Source organism: Microtetraspora sp. AC03309 (assembly GCF_020826795.1).
GTDB classification, from domain to species: Bacteria; Actinomycetota; Actinomycetes; order Streptosporangiales; family Streptosporangiaceae; genus Microtetraspora; species Microtetraspora glauca.
The window spans coordinates 122,855-141,262 of record NZ_JADDIL010000014.1 but is presented as its reverse complement, the minus strand read 5'-3'; the positions used below and the strand labels follow the sequence as shown (position 1 = coordinate 141,262).

Below are 18,408 nucleotides of genomic sequence, written 5' to 3'. Positions count from 1 at the left end.
CGGGCGGCCGGCGGCGACGAGGTCGAGGGCCCGGCGGCTGAAGGCGCGGGCCGCCGCGGGACTGATCCGCACCCGCAGGACGGCGGGCTCGGGCTCGTCGGTGTCGAACACCTCGTCCTCGGCCTCGGCCTCCGTGGCCTCCTGCGCCTCGATGATCACCTGGGAGGTCTCGGGATCCCATGCGAGCGCCATGGTGCCGACCCGGAAGTCCTCGTCGATCGGGAGGTCGAGCGGGGCGTCGTCGGCGAGTTCGACCGGGGCCGCGGCCGGGACGGGGGCACGGCCGCCGGTACGGCGCAGCACCTCGTCGAGCAGCTCGTCGAGCCGGTCGGCGAGCACGGCGACCTGGAACTTCTCGAGCGCGACAGTGGTGACCCTGCCCTGGCCACGGGCCTGCAGGAAGAAGGCCCGTGCTCCCGGTTGCCCGACGGCACCGGCCACGAACCTGTCAGGCGGATCGTAGTCGAAGACCGGCATAACCCGACCTTACGTGGTCCCGGGTCCGCCGCCGACGGCGGCATCGCTCCCGGTGATGTTTTCTCCCCCGTCCGGCTCCCCCGGAACCTCGCTCGGAGGAATCAGATCGGCCACGTCCCCTCCGATGTCGTTGAGCCTGAGCAGGAAGGGGCGCAAGGGGGTGTAGCGGATCACGGTCAACGACGCGGGATAGGCGTTGATCCGCTGGAACTGGTCGAGGTGCAGCCCGAGCGCGTCGGCGACGATCGCCTTGATCACGTCGCCGTGGGTGCAGACGGCGTAGGTCGCCTTCTCTCCCAGTCGGTCGTTCCACTCGCGGACCGCGCGTACGGCCCGGCTCTGGGCGTCGGCCAGCGCCTCGCCGCCGGGGAACACGGCGGCGCTCGGATGCGCCTGGACGACCTGCCAGAGCGGCTCCCGGACCAGCTCCTCGATCGGCCGGCCGGTCCAGTCGCCGTAGCCGCACTCCCCGAAGCGGTCGTCGGTCTGGACCGTATTGCACCGCTCCTGCCGCAGCGCCACGGCGAGCGCCGTCTCCTGGCAACGTTCGAGCGGGCTGGAGACGACGGCGTCGAGGTCGAGCGGGGCGAGCCGCCCGGCGAGCGCCTCCGCCTGCCGCCGCCCACGCTCGTCGAGGTGGACACCCGGCGTCCAGCCCGCGAGCACCGGCCCCGTCATCGCGGTGAGCCCGTGCCGCAGGAGCAGGAGGGTCGTCATGAGGAGATCACTCCCAGCGAGAGGAGCGTGAGCAGGAAGGTGCCCGCGAAGACCCGGTAGACCACGAACACGATGGTCGAATGCTTGGCGACGTAACGCAACAGCCAGGCGATCGAGGCGTACCCGACGACGAACGAGACGATGGTCGCGATCGCGGTCGGCACCGGCGCCACCCCTCCCCCGTCGCCCATGTGGCGCAGCTCGAACAGTCCGGACAGGACCACCGCGGGGATGGACAGGAGGAAGGAGTAGCGGGCCGCGGCCTCGCGCGTGTAGCCGAGGAACATGGCGCCCGTCATGGTGGAACCCGACCGGGAGGCGCCGGGGACCAGGGGCAGCATCTGCCAGGCGCCGATGATCAGACCGTCGCGCAGACCGAGGTCGGCGACCTCCTTCTTCTTCCTGCCCATCTGGTCGGCGGTGAGCAGCAGGAGGCCGAAGACGATGAGCATGCTCGCGTTCAGCCACAGATTGCGCGCCGGGCCCTCGATCGCGTCCTTGAACAGCAGGCCGGCGACGCCGATGGGGATCGTCCCGAGGCCGATGTACCAGCCCATGCGGGCGTCCAGGTGGCCGCGCAGGTCGGGGGTCCACAGGCTCCGCAGCCAGGTCCAGAAGATCCGCACGATGTCGCGCCAGAAGTAGATCAGCACCGCCAGCATGGTGCCTAACTGGATCACCGCGGTGAAGGCCGCGCCGGGGTCGGACCACCCCAGGAGCTTCGGCACGATCAGCAGGTGCGCGGAGCTGGAGATCGGCAGGAATTCGGTGAGCCCCTGCACGATCCCGAGCACGATGGCCTGGAGAGAGTCCACGATGGGCCAGCCTAAACTGTCCGACGCGCTAATCTGGCCTAACAATGGATCAGCGACTTGTCGGGCGCAGCGGTCTCTCGGTGTCCCGGGTGGGGCTCGGCACGATGACCTGGGCCCGCGACACCGGGGCCGAGGAGGCGACCGCCCAACTCACCGCGTTCGTCGAGGCGGGCGGCACGCTGGTCGACACGGCCGACGTCTACGGGGGCGGCGACGCCGAACTCCTGATCGGCCGGCTCATGCGGGACGTGGTGCGGCGCGACGACCTGGTGATCTCGACCAAGGCCGTGCTGACCGCCGACGGCGACCGCGACGCGTCGCGGCGGCACCTGATCCGGGCGCTGGACGCCTCCCTGTCCCGGCTGGGGCTGGACGATGTCGACCTGTGGCAGCTGCACGCCTTCGACCCCGACGTCCCCCTTGAGGAGACACTCGCCGCCGTCGATCTCGCGGTCTCCTCGGGTCGTACGGCCTACGCAGGGGTGTGCGACTACGCGGGGTGGCAGCTCGCCGCGGCGGCGGTGTGGCAGCGCTCGGGCGAGTCGCGGACGCCGATCGTCTGCGCCCAGGCGGAGTACTCCCTCCTCGCCCGCGAGCCCGAGCAGGAGCTGCTCCCGGCCGCCGGGCACGTCGGCGCGGGCTTCCTGGCGTGGTCGCCGCTGGGGCGGGGCGTGCTGACCGGCAAGTACCGCACCGGCATCCCGGCGGACTCCCGCGCCGCGACACCGCACTTCGCCGAGTTCGTCACGCCGTACCTCGACGATCGCTGCCGCAGGATCGTGGAGTCGGTGGCGACGGCGGCCGACGGCCTCGGCGTGTCGCCGCTCGCGGTGGCCCTTTCCTGGGTGCGCGACCGGCCGGGCGTGTCGTCCGCCGTCGTGGGCGCGCGCACGCACGCGCAGTTGCTCGGTGTTCTCCAGGCCGAGAAGCTCACCCTTCCGTGGGAGATCCGCGAAGCCCTGGACGACGTCTCCGACTCCTGAGGCGGCACACCCTCCTGAGACACGCGTTCTGAGAGGCCCCCGACATCCACGGCCTGCCCTGTCCCCGGACAGCTGTTCCGGCGCCCCGCCGGCATCCTCCGGAGCTCACCGTAAAAAACGAGAGTTCTTCTCGCGTATCACGCGTCGATACCGAATCGCAACTTTCGGCGAAAAATCCGGGCGCTTAGGAAAAGAGTGGGAGCCGTAGGGAGTGTTCGGCACATGCCGCCCATCACGATCCCGGGCGCGGCTCGCGCCCGTGAATGCGGCGTCGGCGTGGCGAGGCGCCGGCGAGGCCGCGCATGGCGGGTGTGAGGCACCGGACACGCCCTGAGGGTGGGATGACGACGAGCCCGGGATTGGGGAAGGGGAGCATATGGAGGTCGGACGTCATGCGGCCGCGATCTCTGCGGGGGCGCTGGCGGTTGCCCTCAGCGTGGGAGTCCCCCTGCTGGCGGCCGAGCCCGTTCAGGCGGCCGACTGCGCCGGCGGCGGGCTGCTGTCCGACGTGACCAACGGCCTGTGCTCGGTGGTCCACGGCGCGACCGGCACGCTGAACGCGGCGACCGGCGGGGCCACCTCAGGGCTCGGCGCCGTGGTCGACGACACGGTCGGCGGGGTGACCGGTACGGTCAACGGCACCGTCAACGGCGTGACCGGCACGCTCGGCAAGACGGTGAGCGGCGTGACGGGCACGCTCGGCGAGACCGTGGGCGGCGTGACGGGCACGCTCGGCAAGACCGTGGGCGGCGTGACCGACACGGTCGGCGGGCTCACCGGCTCCCTCGGGGACACGGTCGGCGGTGTGACCGGCACTCTCGGAGACACGGTCGGTGGTGTGACCGGCACCCTGGACGACACGGTCGGTGGTGTGACCGGCACGCTCAGCGGAACGGTCAAGGGGCTCGGCGACGCGGTCGGCGGTACGGGATCGTCCGCCGGTTCCTCGGGTTCGGCCGGGAGCACGGTCGGCGATGCGGTCGGCGATGCGGTGAACGGCGCGGTGGATCTCACGGACGGGCTGACCCAGACCGTCGGCGGCACCTGCCTCCCGGTGGTCGCGGGCGCCCACTGCGATCCCTCCGAGGGCGGGACGGCCAAGCCCGCCGGCAGTGAGGAGAGCGAGTCCGCCCACGGCGAGACTGCGGACGGCACTCTTCCGACCGAGCCGACCCGGCCACCGGACAACCGGCCGAACTTCATCGACGGAGGCAAGCCCATCCGCCCGGTGGATCTTTCCGTGAACCCGGACGACGTGGGCATCCCGCTGCTGTGGCCGGGGCAGTACGTCCCGGGGCTCGCCACCCACATGAAGGGCGAGCCGATCCGGTCGCGCCGGCCGTACGACATGGTGGAGACGGCGCTGACCGCGGCGCTGCTGCTGTCCGCCGTGCTCGCCACCCGCGTGGTGTCGGCCCGCAGGGCCCGCGCGAACCTGCCGGAGACGATGCCGTTCGAGGGTGTGCGGCTCACCGGCACCCCCGGCCGTCACCGCATGGCCTGAAGACCGCCTGAAGACCGCCTGAGGACGGCCCGTAGGCAGCCGGACCACGATCCGCACACGGTCCCCGCGAACAGAGACCGCACGACGAGGGCCGGGGCGGCCCGCGACATGGGACCGGCATGGAATGGCGCCGTCGCACGACGGGTGCGACGGCGCCGGACGGACGCGGGAGTCAGGCTCCCATGGCGTGCACGCCGCCGTCGACGTGCACGATCTCCCCGGTGGTGGCGGGGAACCAGTCGGACAGCAGGGCGAGGCAGGCCCGGGCCGCGGGCTCGGTGTCGGTCAGGTCCCAGCCGAGGGGAGCCTTGGACGGCCAGCTCTCCTCGAACTCCTGGAAGCCCGGGATGCTCTTGGCGGCCATGGTGCGCAGCGGACCGGCGGCGACCAGGTTGACCCGGATGCCGTGCGTGCCGAGGTCCCGCGCGAGATAGCGGGAGCAGGACTCCAGGCCGGCCTTGGCCACGCCCATCCAGTCGTAGACGGGCCACGCCTTGGTGGCGTCGAAGTCGAGGCCGACGATCGAGCCGCCGCCCTTCATCAGCGGAAGGCACGCCACGGCGAGCGACTTGAACGAGTAGGTGGAGACGTGGACGGCGGTCGCCACGTCCTCCCAAGTAGTGTTGAGGAAGTTGCCGCCCAGGCACGTCTGCGGCGCGAAGCCGATGGAGTGGACGACACCGTCCAGCCCGCCCAGGTGCTCGCCCACGCGGTCGGCGAGCGTGTCGAGGTGCTCGGTGTTCTGCACGTCCAGCTCGATCACCGGCGGCGGCTCGGGCAGCCGCCTGGCGATGCGCTCCACCAGGCTGAGGCGGCCGAAGCCGGTCAGCACGATGGTCGCGCCCTCCTCCTGAGCGAGCTTCGCCACGTTGTAGGCGATCGAGGAGTCGGTGAGGACGCCGGTGACCAGCAGTCGTTTGCCGTCCAGCAGACCCATGTGTCAGCTCCAGTTCCGGGTGGCCCTCGGCCACCCGTTCTCGTCCGTCCCGGAATGCCTCCGGAATGCTTCCAGGAAGTCAGTGGCCCATTCCGAGGCCACCGTCCACGGGAATGACCGCGCCGGTGACGTAGGAGGCGTCGTCACTCGCCAGGAACCTGACGACCTTCGCGATCTCCTCGGCGGTGGCCTGCCGTCCGAGCGGGATGTTCTTGCGGATCAGCTCCTGCTGGGCGTCGTCGAGGACGGCGGTCATGTCGGTCTCGACGAACCCCGGCGCGACGATGTTGACCGTGATGCCGCGCGAGGCGAGCTCCCTGGCAAGCGACCGGCCGAATCCGATCAGCCCGGCCTTCGACGCGGCGTAGTTCGTCTGGCCGGCCGACCCGAGCATGGCGACGACCGAGGAGATCAGCACGATCCTGCCGCGCTTGAGCCGCAGCATCGGCCGCACGGCCCGCTTCGCGACGCGGTACGCGCCGGTCAGGTTGGTGTCGATGACGTCGGTGAAGGTCTCCTCCTTCATCAACGGCAACAGCGTGTCCTTGGTGATCCCGGCGTTGGCGACCACGACCTCCACCGGGCCGTGCTCGGCCTCGGCCTTCTCGAAGGCGGCGTCCACGTCCGCGGAGTCGGTCACGTCGCAGCGGACGCCGAACAGCCCCTGCGGGGGCTGTCCAGAGCGGTAGGTGACGGCGACAGCGTCGCCGGCGGCGGCGAGCTCACGGGCGATGGCGAGACCGATGCCACGGTTGCCGCCGGTGACGAGAACAGAACGAGCCATGCACGCGACGCTATCGGCTACCGCCCGGTAATCCTCTTGTCCGCTGGGCACAAGATCACAGGGTTAGGATCGTGGACATGCGCCAGATCGATCCCGATTTCCTCGCCCTGCCACTCAGGCGGCTGGCGGACGCGGCCCTGCAGCGCGCCCGTGACCTGGGCGCCGAGCACGCCGCGTTCCGCCTGGAGCGGGTGCGTTCAGAGACCCTGCGCCTGTTCGACGCCCGTCTCGAGGGGTCCATGGACGCCGACGATCTCGGCTTCGCCGTACGGGTGATCAAGGATGGCACATGGGGGTTCGCGTCCGGCGTCGAGCTGACGCCGGAGGCCGCGGTCCGCGCCGCCGAGGAGGCCGTGCGGGTGGCCGCGGTGAGCGCCCCCATCAACAGGGAGCCCGTCGAGCTCGCGCCCGAGCCCGTCTACTCCGACGTCACGTGGGTGTCCGCCTACGACGTGGACCCGTTCGACGTGCCGCTGCGCGACAAGGTGGAGCTGCTCGGCGGCTGGTCCTCGGGCCTGCTCGGCCGGGTGGACCACGTCTCGGCCTCGCTGATGCAGGTCAAGGAGCAGAAGTTCTACGCCGACACGGCGGGCACGGTCACCACGCAGCAGCGGGTCCGGGTGTTTCCCGCGCTGACCGCGATGCGATCCGACGGCGACCGGTTCGACGACATGCGCACGCTGGCGCCGCCGGCCGGCCGCGGCTTCGAATACCTCACGGGCACCGGCTGGGACTTCCCCGCCGAACTCGCCGAGATCCCCGACCTGCTCACCGAGAAGCTGAAGGCCCCGTCGGTCGAGGCGGGAGCGTACGACCTGGTGATCGACCCGTCGAACCTGTGGCTGACCATCCACGAGTCGATCGGCCACGCGACCGAGCTGGACCGCGCGCTCGGCTACGAGGCGGCGTACGCCGGCACCTCCTTCGCCACGTTCGACCAACTCGGCACTCTGCGGTACGGCTCGCCGGTCATGAACGTCGTGGGCGACCGCACGGCGGAACACGGCCTGGCCACGGTCGGCTGGGACGACGAGGGCGTCGAGGGACAGGCGTTCGACATCGTCCGCGACGGCACCCTGGTGGGCTACCAGCTCGACCGGCGGATGGCCCTGCTGAAGGGCCTCGGGCGGTCCAACGGCTGCGCGTTCGCCGACTCCCCCGGCCACGTGCCGATGCAGCGGATGGCCAACGTGTCCCTCCGGCCGGCCGAGGGCGGCCCCTCGACCGAGGAGCTCGTCTCCCGCGTGGAGCGGGGTGTCTACATCGTGGGCGACAAGAGCTGGTCGATCGACATGCAGCGCTACAACTTCCAGTTCACCGGCCAGCGCTTCTACCGGATCGAGAACGGCAAGCTGGCCGGTCAGCTCCGCGACGTCGCCTACCAGGCGACCACGACCGACTTCTGGCGGTCCATGGAGGCCGTCGGCGGACCGGAGACGTACGTGCTCGGCGGCGCGTTCAACTGCGGCAAGGGCCAGCCGGGGCAGGTCGCGCCGGTCAGCCACGGCACGCCCTCGGCGCTGTTCCGGGGCGTCCGGATCCTCAACACGGTGCAGGAGGGCGGCAAGTGAGCGAGCGCATGAGCACTCCCCAGGAGACGGTCGAGCGGGCTCTCGCGCTCAGCCAGGCGGACGACTGCGTCGTGATCGTGGACGAGGGGTCCACGGCCAACCTGCGTTTCGCGGGCAACACGCTCACCACCAACGGGGTGGCGCGGTCCTCGCAGCTGACCGTGATCTCGATCGTGGGACAGGGCACGGGCGTGGTGTCCCGCGCCGCGGTGCGCCCGGACCAACTCGCCGACGTGGTGGCGGCCGCCGACCGCGCGGCCAGGGACGCCCAGCCGTCCGAGGACGCCCGGCCGCTCGCCGGCGGCGGCTCGTACGGCGACTGGGACCGGGGCGTCGATCCGACCACCATCGAGGTCTTCCGCGACTTCGCGCCCGCGCTGGGCGAGTCGTTCGCGGCGGCCGAGTCCTCGGGCCGGAGGTTGTACGGCTTCGCCGAGCACATCCTGACCTCCACCTTCGTCGGGACGTCGTCCGGCCTCAGGGCCCGCCACGACCAGCCGACCGGACGGCTTGAGCTCAACGCGAAGTCGCGCGACATGTCCCGGTCGGCGTGGACGGGCGTGGCGACCCGCGACTTCACGGACGTGGACGTGGCCGCGCTCGACGCGACACTCGCCCGGCGGCTCGACTGGGCCAAGCGCCGTGTCGACCTCCCTGCCGGGCGGTACGAGACGATCCTGCCGCCGAGCGCGGTCTCCGACCTGATGATCTACCTCTACTGGTCGGCGGGCGCGAGGGACGCCGCCGACGGCCGTACGGTGTTCTCCAAGCCGGGCGGCGGCACGCGCGTCGGCGAGCGCCTCTCCGACGTCCCCATGCGGCTGTACAGCGACCCGGTCCACCCGGGCATCGAGTGCGCGCCGTTCGTCATCGCGCACGCCTCCAGCCGCGAGGCATCGGTCTTCGACAACGGCCTGGGCCTCGGCGCCACCGACTGGATCTCCGGCGGAACGCTGGCCAACCTGGTGCAGACCCGGCACTCCGCCGAGGTGACCGGACTGGCGGTCACTCCGCAGATCGACAACCTGATCATGACCGGCCCTGACGGCGGGCGCTCCCTGGAGGAGATGATCGCCGGCACCGAGCGCGGCCTGCTGCTCACCTGCCTGTGGTACATCCGCGAGGTGGACCCGCAGTCCCTGTTGCTCACCGGCCTCACCAGGGACGGCGTCTACCTCGTGGAGAACGGCGAGGTCGTCGGAGAGGTCAACAACTTCAGGTTCAACGAGTCGCCGGTCGATCTGCTGGGCCGGCTCACCGAGGTCGGGCGCAGCGAGCAGACCCTGCCGCGCGAGTGGAACGACTACTTCACCCGTACGGTCATGCCGACGGTCCGGGTGCCCGACTTCAACATGTCCACGGTCAGCCAGGCGAACTGACCCCTCCCCCTGTTTCCACCCGCCCGACCCTCGGGCGTGTTCCTCGGGCCTGCGCCACGCCCGCCCGGCGATGCGGGCCGTCCATCGCGGCGGCCTCGTTCCCCGGGCGGGCTCAGGCGTCTTCCAGGCGGAATCCGACCTTCAGGCCGACCTGGATGTGGGCCACCTCGCCGTCCTCGATGTGGCCGCGGACCTCGATCACCTCGAACCAGTCGAGATGCCGAAGGGTTTCCGCGGCCCGGCGGATGCCGTTGCGGATGGCCTGGTCGACGCTCTCCCCCGAAGTGCCGACTATTTCGGTCACCCGATAGGTTCGATCCGACATGACGTCCTCCCTCTCGCTCGGACTCATGCTCGTATCGCTGCGGCGCTTTCGCGCCCCCACCATGCGGGGTCTACCGTGGAGTTTGTGAAGCTTTGGGGCCGGAACCGGACGGTTCATCAGGTTACGGACGCCAGGCCCGCCCTGTCCGAGGACATCCGACGGCGTGAGATCAGCTACGTGATCAAGATGGCGATCCGCCTCGTGTGCCTCGTCCTCGCCGTGGCCGTGCCCGCGCCGTGGCCGGTACGCGCACTCCTCGTCGCCGGAGCCGTCGTTTTGCCGTACGTTGCCGTGATCGGGGCCAATGAGCGAGGTAAAGGTCAGCCGTCGCCCATGGAAACCACGGAAGCTAACCAAAACGAGATACCACGGCATCGACGCGAGATCGGGTCGTGACAAAGTCTTGACGCATCCCATGGGTTGTAGGTGTACAGTTTAGCCAAGCGCTCTGGTCCCCCGTCGGAGCGCTGGTGCCGGCGTTCCGGGCCCCCGTCGGAACGCCGATGAAGCGGCGCCGGGTGGTTTGCCCCCGTAACCACCCGGCGTCGCCCTTCTATTTTTTACCTGTTTTATCGATTTAATTCGAACATATTCCCGTGCGACGCCCGAACGTCGTTTGCGCGGTATATCGCGATATATGCGCCGATCATTTCCCCGCCCGGCGACGCGAGCCTCCTGATCAGATCCCCCGCCAGAGCCCCCGCGCGATCGAAATCCCACGGCCCCGGCCCACCGACGCGCCGTGAGGCCCGCCCGGGAGGCAACCCGGCCGAGGTTCGGAGAACAACCTCACCGGGTGAGCCTCGCCGCCGCCTCCTGAGGTCATGTCTGACAAATCAAGCCCTGCCACGCACGGGCCGTATTTGTCAGACCCTCCTTAGGCGTCCTTCATGGTTTCGGTCGTGGCCTGCTCCCAGTTCCTGGCCATCATCGACAGGCGTTCCAGCGCGTCCTGCGGGGCCGTACCGGCTCCCTGGGCGAGCCCGAGCAGGTAGGCGGTGAGCGGCGCGGCGGGCCGGGCCACACCGTGCGCCACATCGCGGGTCAGGTCCAGCACGGCGTTCCTGTCCACCCGCTCAGGGTCGACGCCCAGCTCCCGGCACACCAGGGCGGTCCACTGCTCCAGCACGTTCATGCGGTCTCCTCGCTCGTCACTCGACTCCGGCGCGCCCGGTCGAGATCATCCATGGTGTCGCAGTCGAACCACGGGTCGCACCCGTCCGCGCGGGACGCGAGGCGGATCGCCGCCGGCCCCAGGGGGCCGAGGAGCCCGCGCAGGGACTGGCCGGTGTAGCTTCCGAGCGCCGCACGGAGCGGCCCCGACCGCCACACGCCGGTCAGCCACTGCTCCTTGCCCTCGTCGTCCACGAGCACCGCGCCGGGGGCTCCGGCGGCGCGCGCGGCGGCGAAGAGCGCCGTCACGTGCCCCGCGTCCAGGAACGGCAGGTCGGCGGCGAGCAACGCGACCTCGGCCTCGGTGACGAGGGCGAGACCCGCGCGCAGCGCCGGGATCGGCCCGGATCCGGGCGGGTCCTCCCTGACGTGGACGGCACGTTCCAGCCCGCGTCCCGGCCTCGGAGGGCCGACCACGACGAGGGTGCGCGCGCCGGGCACCGCCGCCGCCACCCGCTCGATCAGGGGCCGCCCTCCGACCGGCTCTCCCGGCTTGTCCAGGCCGCCCAGGCGCTTCGCGCGCCCTCCGGCCAGGATCACCGCGTCGTACGGCACCGCGTCGTCCCGCACGGCGGTCTAGCCTCCGATGGCCGACATGGGGCGGGACGGCTGGAGGAAGGACGGGTCGTCGATGCCGTGGCCGGCCTTCTTCCCGCGCACGGCCGCGATCCACCGGGACGCGAGGTCCTCGTCGGAGGCGCCGGACCGCAGCGCCGTACGGAGATCGGACTCCTCGGTCGCGAACAGGCAGTTGCGGATCTGGCCGTCGGCGGTGAGCCGGACGCGGTCGCACGCCCCGCAGAACGGCCGGGTGACCGAGCCGATCACGCCGACCCGCGCCGGGCCGCCGTTCACCAGGAAGAGCTCGGCGGGCGCGCTGCCCCGGCCGCTCGGGTCGTCCTCGGAGAGGTCGAAGGAGTCCTTGAGCAGGCCGAGGATCTCGTCGGCGGTGACCATATCCTCGCGGCGCCAGCCGTGCTGGGCGTCGAGGGGCATCTGCTCGATGAAGCGCAACTCGTAGCCGTGGTCCAGGCTGAACCGCAGCAGCGGCACGGCCTCGTGCTCGTTGATCCCCCGCATCAGCACAGTGTTGATCTTGACGGGGGTGAGCCCGGCCCGCTCGGCCGCCGCCAGGCCGTCCACGACGTCCCGTAGCCGGTCACGGTGGGCGAGCCGGACGAACACGTCACGGTCCAGGGTGTCGAGCGAGACGTTGACGCGGTCGAGCCCGGCCTCCTCCGCGAGCGGCGCGGCGAGCCGGGCGAGGCCGATGCCGTTGGTGGTCAGCGACACCTGGGGGCGCGGGTCGAGCCGGGTGGTCGCCGCGACGATCTCGACCAGCTCCCGCCGGAGCAGGGGCTCGCCGCCGGTGTAGCGCACCTCCGTGACGCCCAGCCGTTCCACGCCGATGGCGACGAGGCGGGTGATCTCCTCGGCGGTGAGCAGATCGGGTTTGGGCAGCCAGTCGAGCCCCTCCGGCGGCATGCAGTACGTGCACCGCAGGTTGCACCGGTCTGTCAGCGATACGCGCAGGTCCGTCGCGACCCGGCCGAATGAGTCAACCAGCAAGGGGGACCTCCAGGGCGTCAGAAGACACCAGCCTACGACCTGTCGCCTTTCCTCCGGGAACGGCGGAAGGGACCATGATGATTCCCCTCGAACCATCACGATCCGTTCATCCCTTGACGCAGATCACCTGACGCAGGTGGGCGACCACCTCGACGAGGTCGGACTGGGCGGCCATGACCGACTCGATGTCCTTGTACGCCCCCGGGATCTCGTCGAGTACCCCGGCGTCCTTGCGGCACTCGACCCCGCTGGTCTGGCCGGCCAGATCGTCCAGGGTGAAGGTCTTCCTGGCCCGGGTCCGGCTCATCTTCCGTCCCGCGCCGTGCGACGCCGAGTTGAACGCCCTGCTGTTGCCCAGGCCGCGCACGATGTAGGTGCCGGTGGCCATCGACCCCGGGATGATCCCGAGGTCGCCCCTGCCCGCCCGGATCGCGCCCTTCCTGGTCACCAGCAGCCGGATGCCGTCGTACGTCTCGTCGGCCACGTAGTTGTGGTGGCAGGAGATCGGCTCGTCGAACCTGATCTCCTTGAAGTGCTTGCGCAGCACGTTGCAGACCAGGGCCAGCATGACCGCCCGGTTGCGCCGCGCGTAGTCCTGCGCCCAGAACAGGTCGCTCCGGTACGCGTCCATCTTCGGGGAGCCGTGGATGAACACCGCGAGATCCCGATCCGGCAGCCCCTTGTTGTGCGGGAGCCGGCGCGCCTGCTCGATGTGGAACTCGGCCAGCTCCTTGCCGATGTTCCGCGAGCCCGAGTGCAGCACCACCCAGACGGCGCCGTCGTCGTCGGCGCAGACCTCGAGGAAGTGGTTCCCCGAGCCCAGCGTGCCCATCTGGACCTCGGCCCGCGCCCTGAGGCCGCGTACGGGCTCCGCCAGCCACTCGAAGTCCTGCCAGAACTCCTTCCAGCCCTCCTGGGGCAGGCCGTACACCTTCGACGGGTCGACGGGCGTCTTGTGCTTGCCGAACCCGACCGGCACCGCCTGCTCCAGCCGCGAGCGGAGGTAGTGAAGGTTGTCGGGCAGCTCCTCGACCTTGAGCGACGTCTTCACCGCGCTCATCCCGCAGCCGATGTCCACTCCGACCGCCGCCGGGGACACCGCGTCCCGCATCGCGATCACGGAGCCGACCGTCGCGCCCAGGCCGTAATGGACGTCCGGCATCACCGCGACGCCGTGGGTCCAGGGCAGGTCGGCGACGTTGCGGAGCTGCCGCATCGCCTGTTCCTCGACCTCGTCCGGGTTCGCCCACATCCTGATCGGTGCCCGAGCCCCGGTCACCTCGCGATACGTCATCGTCGCCTCCCCTCTCGTACGGACCTCACGGCGGTGCCCCGTCGTGAACGACATGCCCTATAACGCCAGAATCCCCCTTGATCGGCAACAGAATTACCGCGGGCGGCGCCCCGAGATCTCGGGCCGTGGGGATCCGGCGTTCGTGAACGGGCGGGCCGGCGAGGGAGTGGCGGGCCCCTGGACGGCGCTCAGGCCAGCGCGGGAGAGGGGACGGATCTGCGCGGGTCGAGCAGGCCGGGATCGGTCGCCATGAACATGTCCATGGCGTCGCTGCGCCACCCGGCGGAGAGCAGGGGCCGCGTGGCGGCGTGCGGGGCGGGCAGGCAGACCCGGGCCCGGCCGTCGGGCGGCTCCAGGGAGGCCAGCACGGCGACGACCGCGTCCCGGGCCACGTGGGGGACCGATCCGGGTTCCACGGCCAGGTGCACGATGCCGTACTCCGGCCCCGCCCCGGCCACGGTGGCCGCCGCCACCGCCACGCCGTCACGGATCGCGAGGACCGCGAGCCCTCCCGGACGGGCGGCCCAGGCCGCGTGGTCGGCGGCGCGGTCGGTCCCGGTCCACCGCCGCTCCAGCTCGGCGACCTCGCCGGAGGTCGCCTCCGAGACCGTCCAGCGGGCCGGGGTGCTCAGCGCCCGTACGTCCCCGGCCAGGTAGAGGAGCGGCCACCAGGCGTCCAGACCGGACCTCGTGTACAGCGGCAGCGCGTGCGCGTGCAGGCTGCTGAAGGTCATCCGCCGGGGGGTGTCCTGCCACAGGGCGGAGAGCATGGCGTGGCCCGCGCCGAGGCCGTGGGATCCCGGATCGACGAACAGGTCGCAGAGCATCGTCACCGCCTCCGGCCCCTCGCCGATCCGGCGGGTCGCGCCGAATCCCGTCACCGTCCCGCGCTGCTCGGCGACCACCACCCGGCCGTGGACGAGCAGGTGACCGATGTAGGCCGGGTCGGCTCCCGTCCATTCCTCGCCCTGGCCGGTCGCGACGGCCACCGCCGCGATGGCGTCCAGATCAGCGACCGTTGCGTCCCTTATGTACGTGTCCGTCACGGCCATACTGTGCCACAACATCCACCGTGCTCCGGGCCGTGCGATGCTCCCGGCTCGGGCCGTTCGCGCATCTCACGGCGTCCTCCCCTTCGGTGGCCCAGGCATGCCGACCAGATAATCGGGCATTTAGGAAAAAGAGAGCATTTCCCTGCAGGGAGGCTTCTATGACGCGAATCGCCGCCGTCCAGTGCGTCCTCCCCCCGAACCGGTACGCCCAGGAGGAGATCACGGACCGGCTGGCGGAACTATGGCTGATCCCGGAGTCCGGCCGGGAGTTCCTCGACCGGCTGCACACGAGCACCAGGGTCGGGCATCGCCATCTGGTGTTGCCGATCGAGGACTACGGCAAGCTCGACGGCTTCGGAATGGCGAACGAGATCTACGTCGACGCCGCGGTGGATCTGGGCGTCGAGGCGGTGGGCGGGGCGCTCGACACGGCCGGGCTGGCCGCGTCCGACGTGGACATGATCATCGTCGCCTCGACGACCGGCGTCGCCGCGCCCTCGATCGACGCCAGGATGGCCGGGCGGCTCGGCCTGCGCCCCGACGTCAAGCGTGTCCCGGTCTTCGGCCTCGGATGCGTCGCCGGGGCCGCGGGGATCGCGCGTCTGCACGACTACCTGCGCGGCGCGCCCGGCGAGGTGGCCGTGCTGCTCTCGGTGGAGCTCTGCTCCCTCACCCTGCAACGCGGCGACTCCTCGATCGCGAACCTGGTGGCGAGCGGCCTGTTCGGGGACGGCGCCGCCGCCGTGGTGGCGTGCGGCGACGAGCGGCGCGCGTCCGGCCCGGCCGTGGTCGCCACCCGCAGCCGCCTGTATCGCGACTCCGAGCGGGTGATGGGCTGGGACGTCCGCGACAGCGGCTTCCAGGTGGTGCTCGACGTGGGCATCCCGGCGCTGGTGCGCACCCATCTGGCCGACGACATGCGCGGGTTCCTGTCCGACCAGGAGCTGACGACGGGTGACGTGAGCGCGTGGGTCTGCCACCCGGGCGGCCCGAAGGTGCTTGAGGCCGTGGCCGAGGCCCTCGACCTGCCGGACGGCGCGCTGGACCTGACATGGCGCTCCCTGGCCGAGGCCGGGAACCTCTCCTCCGCGTCCGTGCTGTTCGTGCTGCGGGACACGCTGGCGTCGCCGCACCCGCCTCCCCCGGGCACTCCGGGCGTCCTCCTCGCGATGGGCCCCGGCTTCTGCTCCGAGCTCGTACTGCTGCGCTGGTAACGGCGCCGTGCCCTGGTACGCCCTGCTCGTCCTCGGGGTGGCGGCGGAACGCGTCGCCGAACTGGTCGTGGCCCGGCGCAACGCCCGGTGGAGCCTGGCCCGCGGCGGCGTGGTCAGCGGGCGGGCCCACTACCCGTGGCTGGTCGCGCTGCACACCGGGCTGCTCGTCTCCTGCCTGGTCGAGGTACGGCTGGCCGGGCGGCCGTTCGTCCCGGCGCTCGGCTGGCCCATGCTCGCCCTGGTCCTGGCCGCCCAGGGACTGCGCTGGTGGTGCGTCGTCTCGCTCGGCCCGCGCTGGAACACACGGGTGATCGTGATGCCGGGAATGCCGCCGGTACGCCGCGGGCCGTACCGGCTCTCCTGGCTGCGCCATCCCAACTATGTGGCCGTGGCCGTGGAGGGGGTGGCGCTGCCGCTGGTGCATACGGCGTGGCTGACCGCGGCCGGGTTCACCGTGCTCAACGCGGTCCTCATGGTCGTGCGGATCAGATGCGAGGAGGCCGCGCTCGCCGGAGCGGCGGGAAACGCGGAACGCCCGGTTCCACGAGGGAACCGGGCGAACCGATCAGCGATGTAGCGCAGGTCGTGCCCCCGGATCCGGTGCCCGCCGTGAATCGTCACGGCTGGATCCGCGAGTCACGTCCTAGTGGCGGTGCCAGCCGCCGACGACCTTCACGTAGTCGGACGCCTCCGAGCCCTTCAGACGGCCGTTGCCGTCGAAGCGCACGCCCCAGGTGCCGGACTGGAAGGCCCGGACCTGGGTGAAGAAGCGGCCGGAGCCGTCGGTCTCGACGGTCTCGACGTACCTCCACTTGCGCGAGCCCGCGGGCAGGAAGTAGATCCCGACGTCCTGGGTGCCGAGCCAGTGCCAGTTGTGCCAGTAGCCCCGGCTCTCGTAGCAGTCGCCACGGCCCCAGCGGCTGTCGTACTCGTCCCAGTCGTAGTACCAGTCGCTGTAGCACTGCGCGACCTCGAGCTTGCCCTGGAGGTTGAGCTTGCGGCCCTTCCTCACCGGTTCGGGCGTGGCGTCGAAGCCGCTGATCCGGGTGGCCTTGGGCCCGCGAGGCGCCGGCGGCCTGCGCCAGTCGTCGCGCTTCACATAGAAGGTCCGGTCGGCGACCCTGACCTGGCCGTCGTAGCCGAGAGCCTCGACGTGCACCGTCCAGGCGCCCGTCTTGTGGCTCCAGTCGAAGTCCCAGGACTCGGTCTTCGTGTCCCACTTGGGCCCGTGCCGGTCGGCCGGGTTGTCGTCCTTCCTGGCCGACCAGTGACCGTGGCCGCCACCGTGGCCTCCACCGTGACCGCCACCGCGGGGCTCCAGGACCTCGATCTTGACGTCCTTGACGTCCTTCGTCCGGACCGTGGCCGTCACGCGGACCGAGCCATGCCGTCTGACGACGACCGTGCCGGGGGTGACGTCGACCGACAGGATCCGGGAGTCCGCCCGGTAGGAGGAGGCCTCGGGCGTCTGGGAGACCTCCGGGCTCGGGCTGCTGGAGGCGTCCGGGACGTCCGCGAAGGCCGGAGTGGCCGCCGCGAGCGCCGTGGCGCTCATGGCGGCCGCCACCATTGCGGCGGTGATGCGTTTCACCATGAGGGTTATTTCCTCTCCCCGTTGCGAACGCGCCCCGGCAGTGGGGCGCGCCTACGTCAAAGACGCGCAAAGGATGAGGAAAGTTGCCTGAGATTGACAGGCAAAACATCACAAATTCGCAACTTGCCTTCAGTTGATTGTGATATCAGCCCGTTACGTCACTGGTGTCCGATGCGTACCGTGGCGCTCCCACGAACTCGACCCGCCAGGTGCCCGTGCTCTTCGCCCGCTCCTGGCTCGCGAACCAGCCGTCCTTGTTCGTGACGGCGGTCCCCATGTCCTTCCACTCGGTCGCCCCCTGCGGGCGGAAGCGGAGCACGACCTCCCGGCCGGCGAAGGGCCGGTAGTCGACCTGGCCGCTCGGATCGACCCGGAGCAGGGTTCCGGTGACCTGCGTGCCGTTCGCGTCGCGGTTCACCCTGACCCCTTCCAGCCGGGTCGCGCGCCGGAGGTAGAAGGTCGTGTAGCTGTTCACCGTGGCGCCGTTCGCGCCCTTCGCGGTCGCGACCACGGTCCACTGGCCGCTCGGATACCAGCGGGACAGGCCGGTCGCCGGCTGGAACCGCCACTTCTCCCAGCCGGTGATGCGGTCGGCGCCCTGGCCGCCCTGGGTGGACTGCGTCCCCGAGACCGAGACGGCGCCGCTGCTCCCGTTGATGAACGGCGGGCGCGGCGTCGAGGAGATGGCCGGCTTGACCGGGGTGACGGCCTGCATGGCGCCACCCGGCTGCCCGGTGGAGGCGGCGGGCGGCGGGCCCGGCTCGACCTTGACGGTGACCCCGTTGTCGCCCCGCGCTCCGCGGGCGACAACATCGACCACCAGCTTCACGGACCCGGAGGGGCCGACGACCGGGTCGCCCGGCTGGACGGTGACGGATCGGATGGCCAGCTCGTCGTCGGCCGACGCCGGTGTCTGCGCCGCGGCCCCGAGAGCGGCGAGCGGAACGGCGGCCGTGACGACCACCCTGGCGATTAGACGTCTGCTCATGGCCGAAGACCGTAGGCAGCCCCGGGTAATGC

Annotated in this window: 20 protein-coding genes; 7 read left to right on the top strand and 13 right to left on the bottom strand. The window is 71.1% G+C overall.

The genetic code is table 11. The features are described from left to right. The 3 genes from IMZ11_RS10705 to IMZ11_RS10695 all read right to left on the bottom strand — a co-directional run. Positions 1–477, bottom strand: a 477-nt coding sequence (locus IMZ11_RS10705) for a DUF3090 domain-containing protein (protein ID WP_228640135.1), incomplete at its 3' end; no start/stop codon positions are given. Between the two features lie 9 nt (positions 478–486). Next, positions 487–1,194, bottom strand: coding sequence for a histidine phosphatase family protein (locus IMZ11_RS10700; RefSeq protein WP_061255628.1), 708 nt, complete (start codon positions 1,192–1,194; stop codon positions 487–489). Beyond that, on the bottom strand, positions 1,191–2,009 hold the full coding sequence (locus IMZ11_RS10695) for an undecaprenyl-diphosphate phosphatase (protein WP_061255627.1): 819 nt from the start codon (positions 2,007–2,009) through the stop codon (positions 1,191–1,193). Before IMZ11_RS10695 ends, IMZ11_RS10700 begins: the two co-directional genes overlap by 4 nt. Positions 2,010–2,053: 44 nt before the next feature. On the opposite strand from IMZ11_RS10695, the gene IMZ11_RS10690 reads away from it, so the two are divergent. Continuing rightward, positions 2,054–2,992 carry an aldo/keto reductase gene (locus IMZ11_RS10690; protein ID WP_228640133.1) on the top strand — a complete coding sequence of 313 codons (939 nt, stop codon included), beginning with the start codon at positions 2,054–2,056 and terminating at the stop codon, positions 2,990–2,992. 376 nt (positions 2,993–3,368) lie between these two features. Further along, positions 3,369–4,496 (top strand): collagen-like triple helix repeat-containing protein, encoded by a 1,128-nt coding sequence (locus IMZ11_RS10685; RefSeq protein ID WP_228640130.1) that lies wholly within the window; start codon positions 3,369–3,371, stop codon positions 4,494–4,496. Positions 4,497–4,668: 172 nt separating this feature from the next. Here the strand turns inward: IMZ11_RS10685 and fabI are convergent, their stop codons facing one another. Together fabI and IMZ11_RS10675 are read right to left on the bottom strand one after the other, a co-directional pair. Beyond that, entirely contained in the window at positions 4,669–5,433 is a 765-nt protein-coding gene (gene fabI, locus IMZ11_RS10680; RefSeq protein ID WP_228640127.1) for an enoyl-ACP reductase FabI, read from the bottom strand. 79 nt (positions 5,434–5,512) lie between these two features. Beyond that, positions 5,513–6,217 (bottom strand): beta-ketoacyl-ACP reductase, encoded by a 705-nt coding sequence (locus IMZ11_RS10675; protein WP_228640125.1) that lies wholly within the window; start codon positions 6,215–6,217, stop codon positions 5,513–5,515. Positions 6,218–6,294: 77 nt separating this feature from the next. On the opposite strand from IMZ11_RS10675, the gene IMZ11_RS10670 reads away from it, so the two are divergent. Both IMZ11_RS10670 and IMZ11_RS10665 read left to right on the top strand, forming a co-directional pair. Then, on the top strand, positions 6,295–7,788 hold the full coding sequence (locus IMZ11_RS10670; protein ID WP_228640122.1) for a TldD/PmbA family protein: 1,494 nt from the start codon (positions 6,295–6,297) through the stop codon (positions 7,786–7,788). An 8-nt stretch (positions 7,789–7,796) separates the two neighbouring features. Continuing rightward, positions 7,797–9,167, top strand: a complete 1,371-nt coding sequence (locus IMZ11_RS10665) for a metallopeptidase TldD-related protein (RefSeq protein WP_228640119.1) — start codon at positions 7,797–7,799, stop codon at positions 9,165–9,167. Between the two features lie 112 nt (positions 9,168–9,279). Here IMZ11_RS10665 and IMZ11_RS10660 read toward each other — a convergent pair whose 3' ends face one another. Further along, positions 9,280–9,492, bottom strand: coding sequence for a dodecin (locus IMZ11_RS10660; RefSeq protein WP_061255620.1), 213 nt, complete (start codon positions 9,490–9,492; stop codon positions 9,280–9,282). Positions 9,493–9,576: 84 nt separating this feature from the next. Between IMZ11_RS10660 and IMZ11_RS10655 the strand changes: the two genes are divergently transcribed. After that, positions 9,577–9,888 (top strand): DUF3099 domain-containing protein, encoded by a 312-nt coding sequence (locus tag IMZ11_RS10655; protein WP_061255619.1) that lies wholly within the window; start codon positions 9,577–9,579, stop codon positions 9,886–9,888. A gap of 481 nt (positions 9,889–10,369) precedes the next feature. Here the strand turns inward: IMZ11_RS10655 and IMZ11_RS10650 are convergent, their stop codons facing one another. The 5 genes from IMZ11_RS10650 to IMZ11_RS10630 all read right to left on the bottom strand — a co-directional run bounded on the left by IMZ11_RS10650 (position 10,370) and on the right by IMZ11_RS10630 (position 14,574). Further along, positions 10,370–10,627: a DUF6457 domain-containing protein gene (locus IMZ11_RS10650; RefSeq protein ID WP_228640116.1), complete on the bottom strand. Its 258-nt coding sequence runs from the start codon at positions 10,625–10,627 to the stop codon at positions 10,370–10,372. Then, positions 10,624–11,235, bottom strand: a complete 612-nt coding sequence (locus IMZ11_RS10645) for a molybdenum cofactor guanylyltransferase (RefSeq protein ID WP_228640114.1) — start codon at positions 11,233–11,235, stop codon at positions 10,624–10,626. The genes IMZ11_RS10650 and IMZ11_RS10645 overlap by 4 nt, the downstream gene beginning before the upstream one ends. A 6-nt stretch (positions 11,236–11,241) precedes the next feature. After that, positions 11,242–12,234, bottom strand: coding sequence for a GTP 3',8-cyclase MoaA (gene moaA / locus IMZ11_RS10640; protein ID WP_228640111.1), 993 nt, complete (start codon positions 12,232–12,234; stop codon positions 11,242–11,244). A gap of 106 nt (positions 12,235–12,340) precedes the next feature. Then, positions 12,341–13,528 carry an RtcB family protein gene (locus tag IMZ11_RS10635; RefSeq protein WP_228640109.1) on the bottom strand — a complete coding sequence of 396 codons (1,188 nt, stop codon included), beginning with the start codon at positions 13,526–13,528 and terminating at the stop codon, positions 12,341–12,343. A gap of 188 nt (positions 13,529–13,716) precedes the next feature. Beyond that, positions 13,717–14,574 (bottom strand): GNAT family N-acetyltransferase, encoded by an 858-nt coding sequence (locus tag IMZ11_RS10630; protein ID WP_228640106.1) that lies wholly within the window; start codon positions 14,572–14,574, stop codon positions 13,717–13,719. A 164-nt stretch (positions 14,575–14,738) separates the two neighbouring features. Between IMZ11_RS10630 and IMZ11_RS10625 the strand changes: the two genes are divergently transcribed. Further along, positions 14,739–15,794, top strand: coding sequence for a type III polyketide synthase (locus IMZ11_RS10625; protein ID WP_228640104.1), 1,056 nt, complete (start codon positions 14,739–14,741; stop codon positions 15,792–15,794). A gap of 7 nt (positions 15,795–15,801) precedes the next feature. Then, a complete protein-coding gene (locus tag IMZ11_RS10620; RefSeq protein ID WP_228640101.1) occupies positions 15,802–16,371 on the top strand; it encodes an isoprenylcysteine carboxyl methyltransferase family protein in 570 nt (189 codons plus the stop codon). A 66-nt stretch (positions 16,372–16,437) separates the two neighbouring features. Here the strand turns inward: IMZ11_RS10620 and IMZ11_RS10615 are convergent, their stop codons facing one another. Further along, a complete protein-coding gene (locus IMZ11_RS10615; protein ID WP_228640099.1) occupies positions 16,438–17,388 on the bottom strand; it encodes a hypothetical protein in 951 nt (316 codons plus the stop codon). Between the two features lie 145 nt (positions 17,389–17,533). Beyond that, positions 17,534–18,376: a hypothetical protein gene (locus IMZ11_RS10610; protein WP_228640096.1), complete on the bottom strand. Its 843-nt coding sequence runs from the start codon at positions 18,374–18,376 to the stop codon at positions 17,534–17,536. Positions 18,377–18,408 lie beyond the last annotated feature (32 nt).

Excerpts from the sequence above, each read along its gene's own strand:
- IMZ11_RS10690 (WP_228640133.1), top strand. The coding sequence starts at position 2,054 with ATGGATCAGCGACTTGTCGGGCGCAGCGGTCTCTCGGTGTCCCGGGTG.
- IMZ11_RS10665 (WP_228640119.1), top strand. The coding sequence starts at position 7,797 with ATGAGCACTCCCCAGGAGACGGTCGAGCGGGCTCTCGCGCTCAGCCAG.
- fabI (WP_228640127.1), bottom strand. The coding sequence starts at position 5,433 with ATGGGTCTGCTGGACGGCAAACGACTGCTGGTCACCGGCGTCCTCACC.
- IMZ11_RS10610 (WP_228640096.1), bottom strand. The coding sequence starts at position 18,376 with ATGAGCAGACGTCTAATCGCCAGGGTGGTCGTCACGGCCGCCGTTCCG.
- IMZ11_RS10650 (WP_228640116.1), bottom strand. The coding sequence starts at position 10,627 with ATGAACGTGCTGGAGCAGTGGACCGCCCTGGTGTGCCGGGAGCTGGGC.
- IMZ11_RS10675 (WP_228640125.1), bottom strand. The coding sequence starts at position 6,217 with ATGGCTCGTTCTGTTCTCGTCACCGGCGGCAACCGTGGCATCGGTCTC.
- IMZ11_RS10685 (WP_228640130.1), top strand. The coding sequence starts at position 3,369 with ATGGAGGTCGGACGTCATGCGGCCGCGATCTCTGCGGGGGCGCTGGCG.
- IMZ11_RS10700 (WP_061255628.1), bottom strand. The coding sequence starts at position 1,194 with ATGACGACCCTCCTGCTCCTGCGGCACGGGCTCACCGCGATGACGGGG.
- IMZ11_RS10615 (WP_228640099.1), bottom strand. The coding sequence starts at position 17,388 with ATGGTGAAACGCATCACCGCCGCAATGGTGGCGGCCGCCATGAGCGCC.
- IMZ11_RS10670 (WP_228640122.1), top strand. The coding sequence starts at position 6,295 with ATGCGCCAGATCGATCCCGATTTCCTCGCCCTGCCACTCAGGCGGCTG.
- IMZ11_RS10635 (WP_228640109.1), bottom strand. The coding sequence starts at position 13,528 with ATGACGTATCGCGAGGTGACCGGGGCTCGGGCACCGATCAGGATGTGG.
- IMZ11_RS10625 (WP_228640104.1), top strand. The coding sequence starts at position 14,739 with ATGACGCGAATCGCCGCCGTCCAGTGCGTCCTCCCCCCGAACCGGTAC.
- IMZ11_RS10660 (WP_061255620.1), bottom strand. The coding sequence starts at position 9,492 with ATGTCGGATCGAACCTATCGGGTGACCGAAATAGTCGGCACTTCGGGG.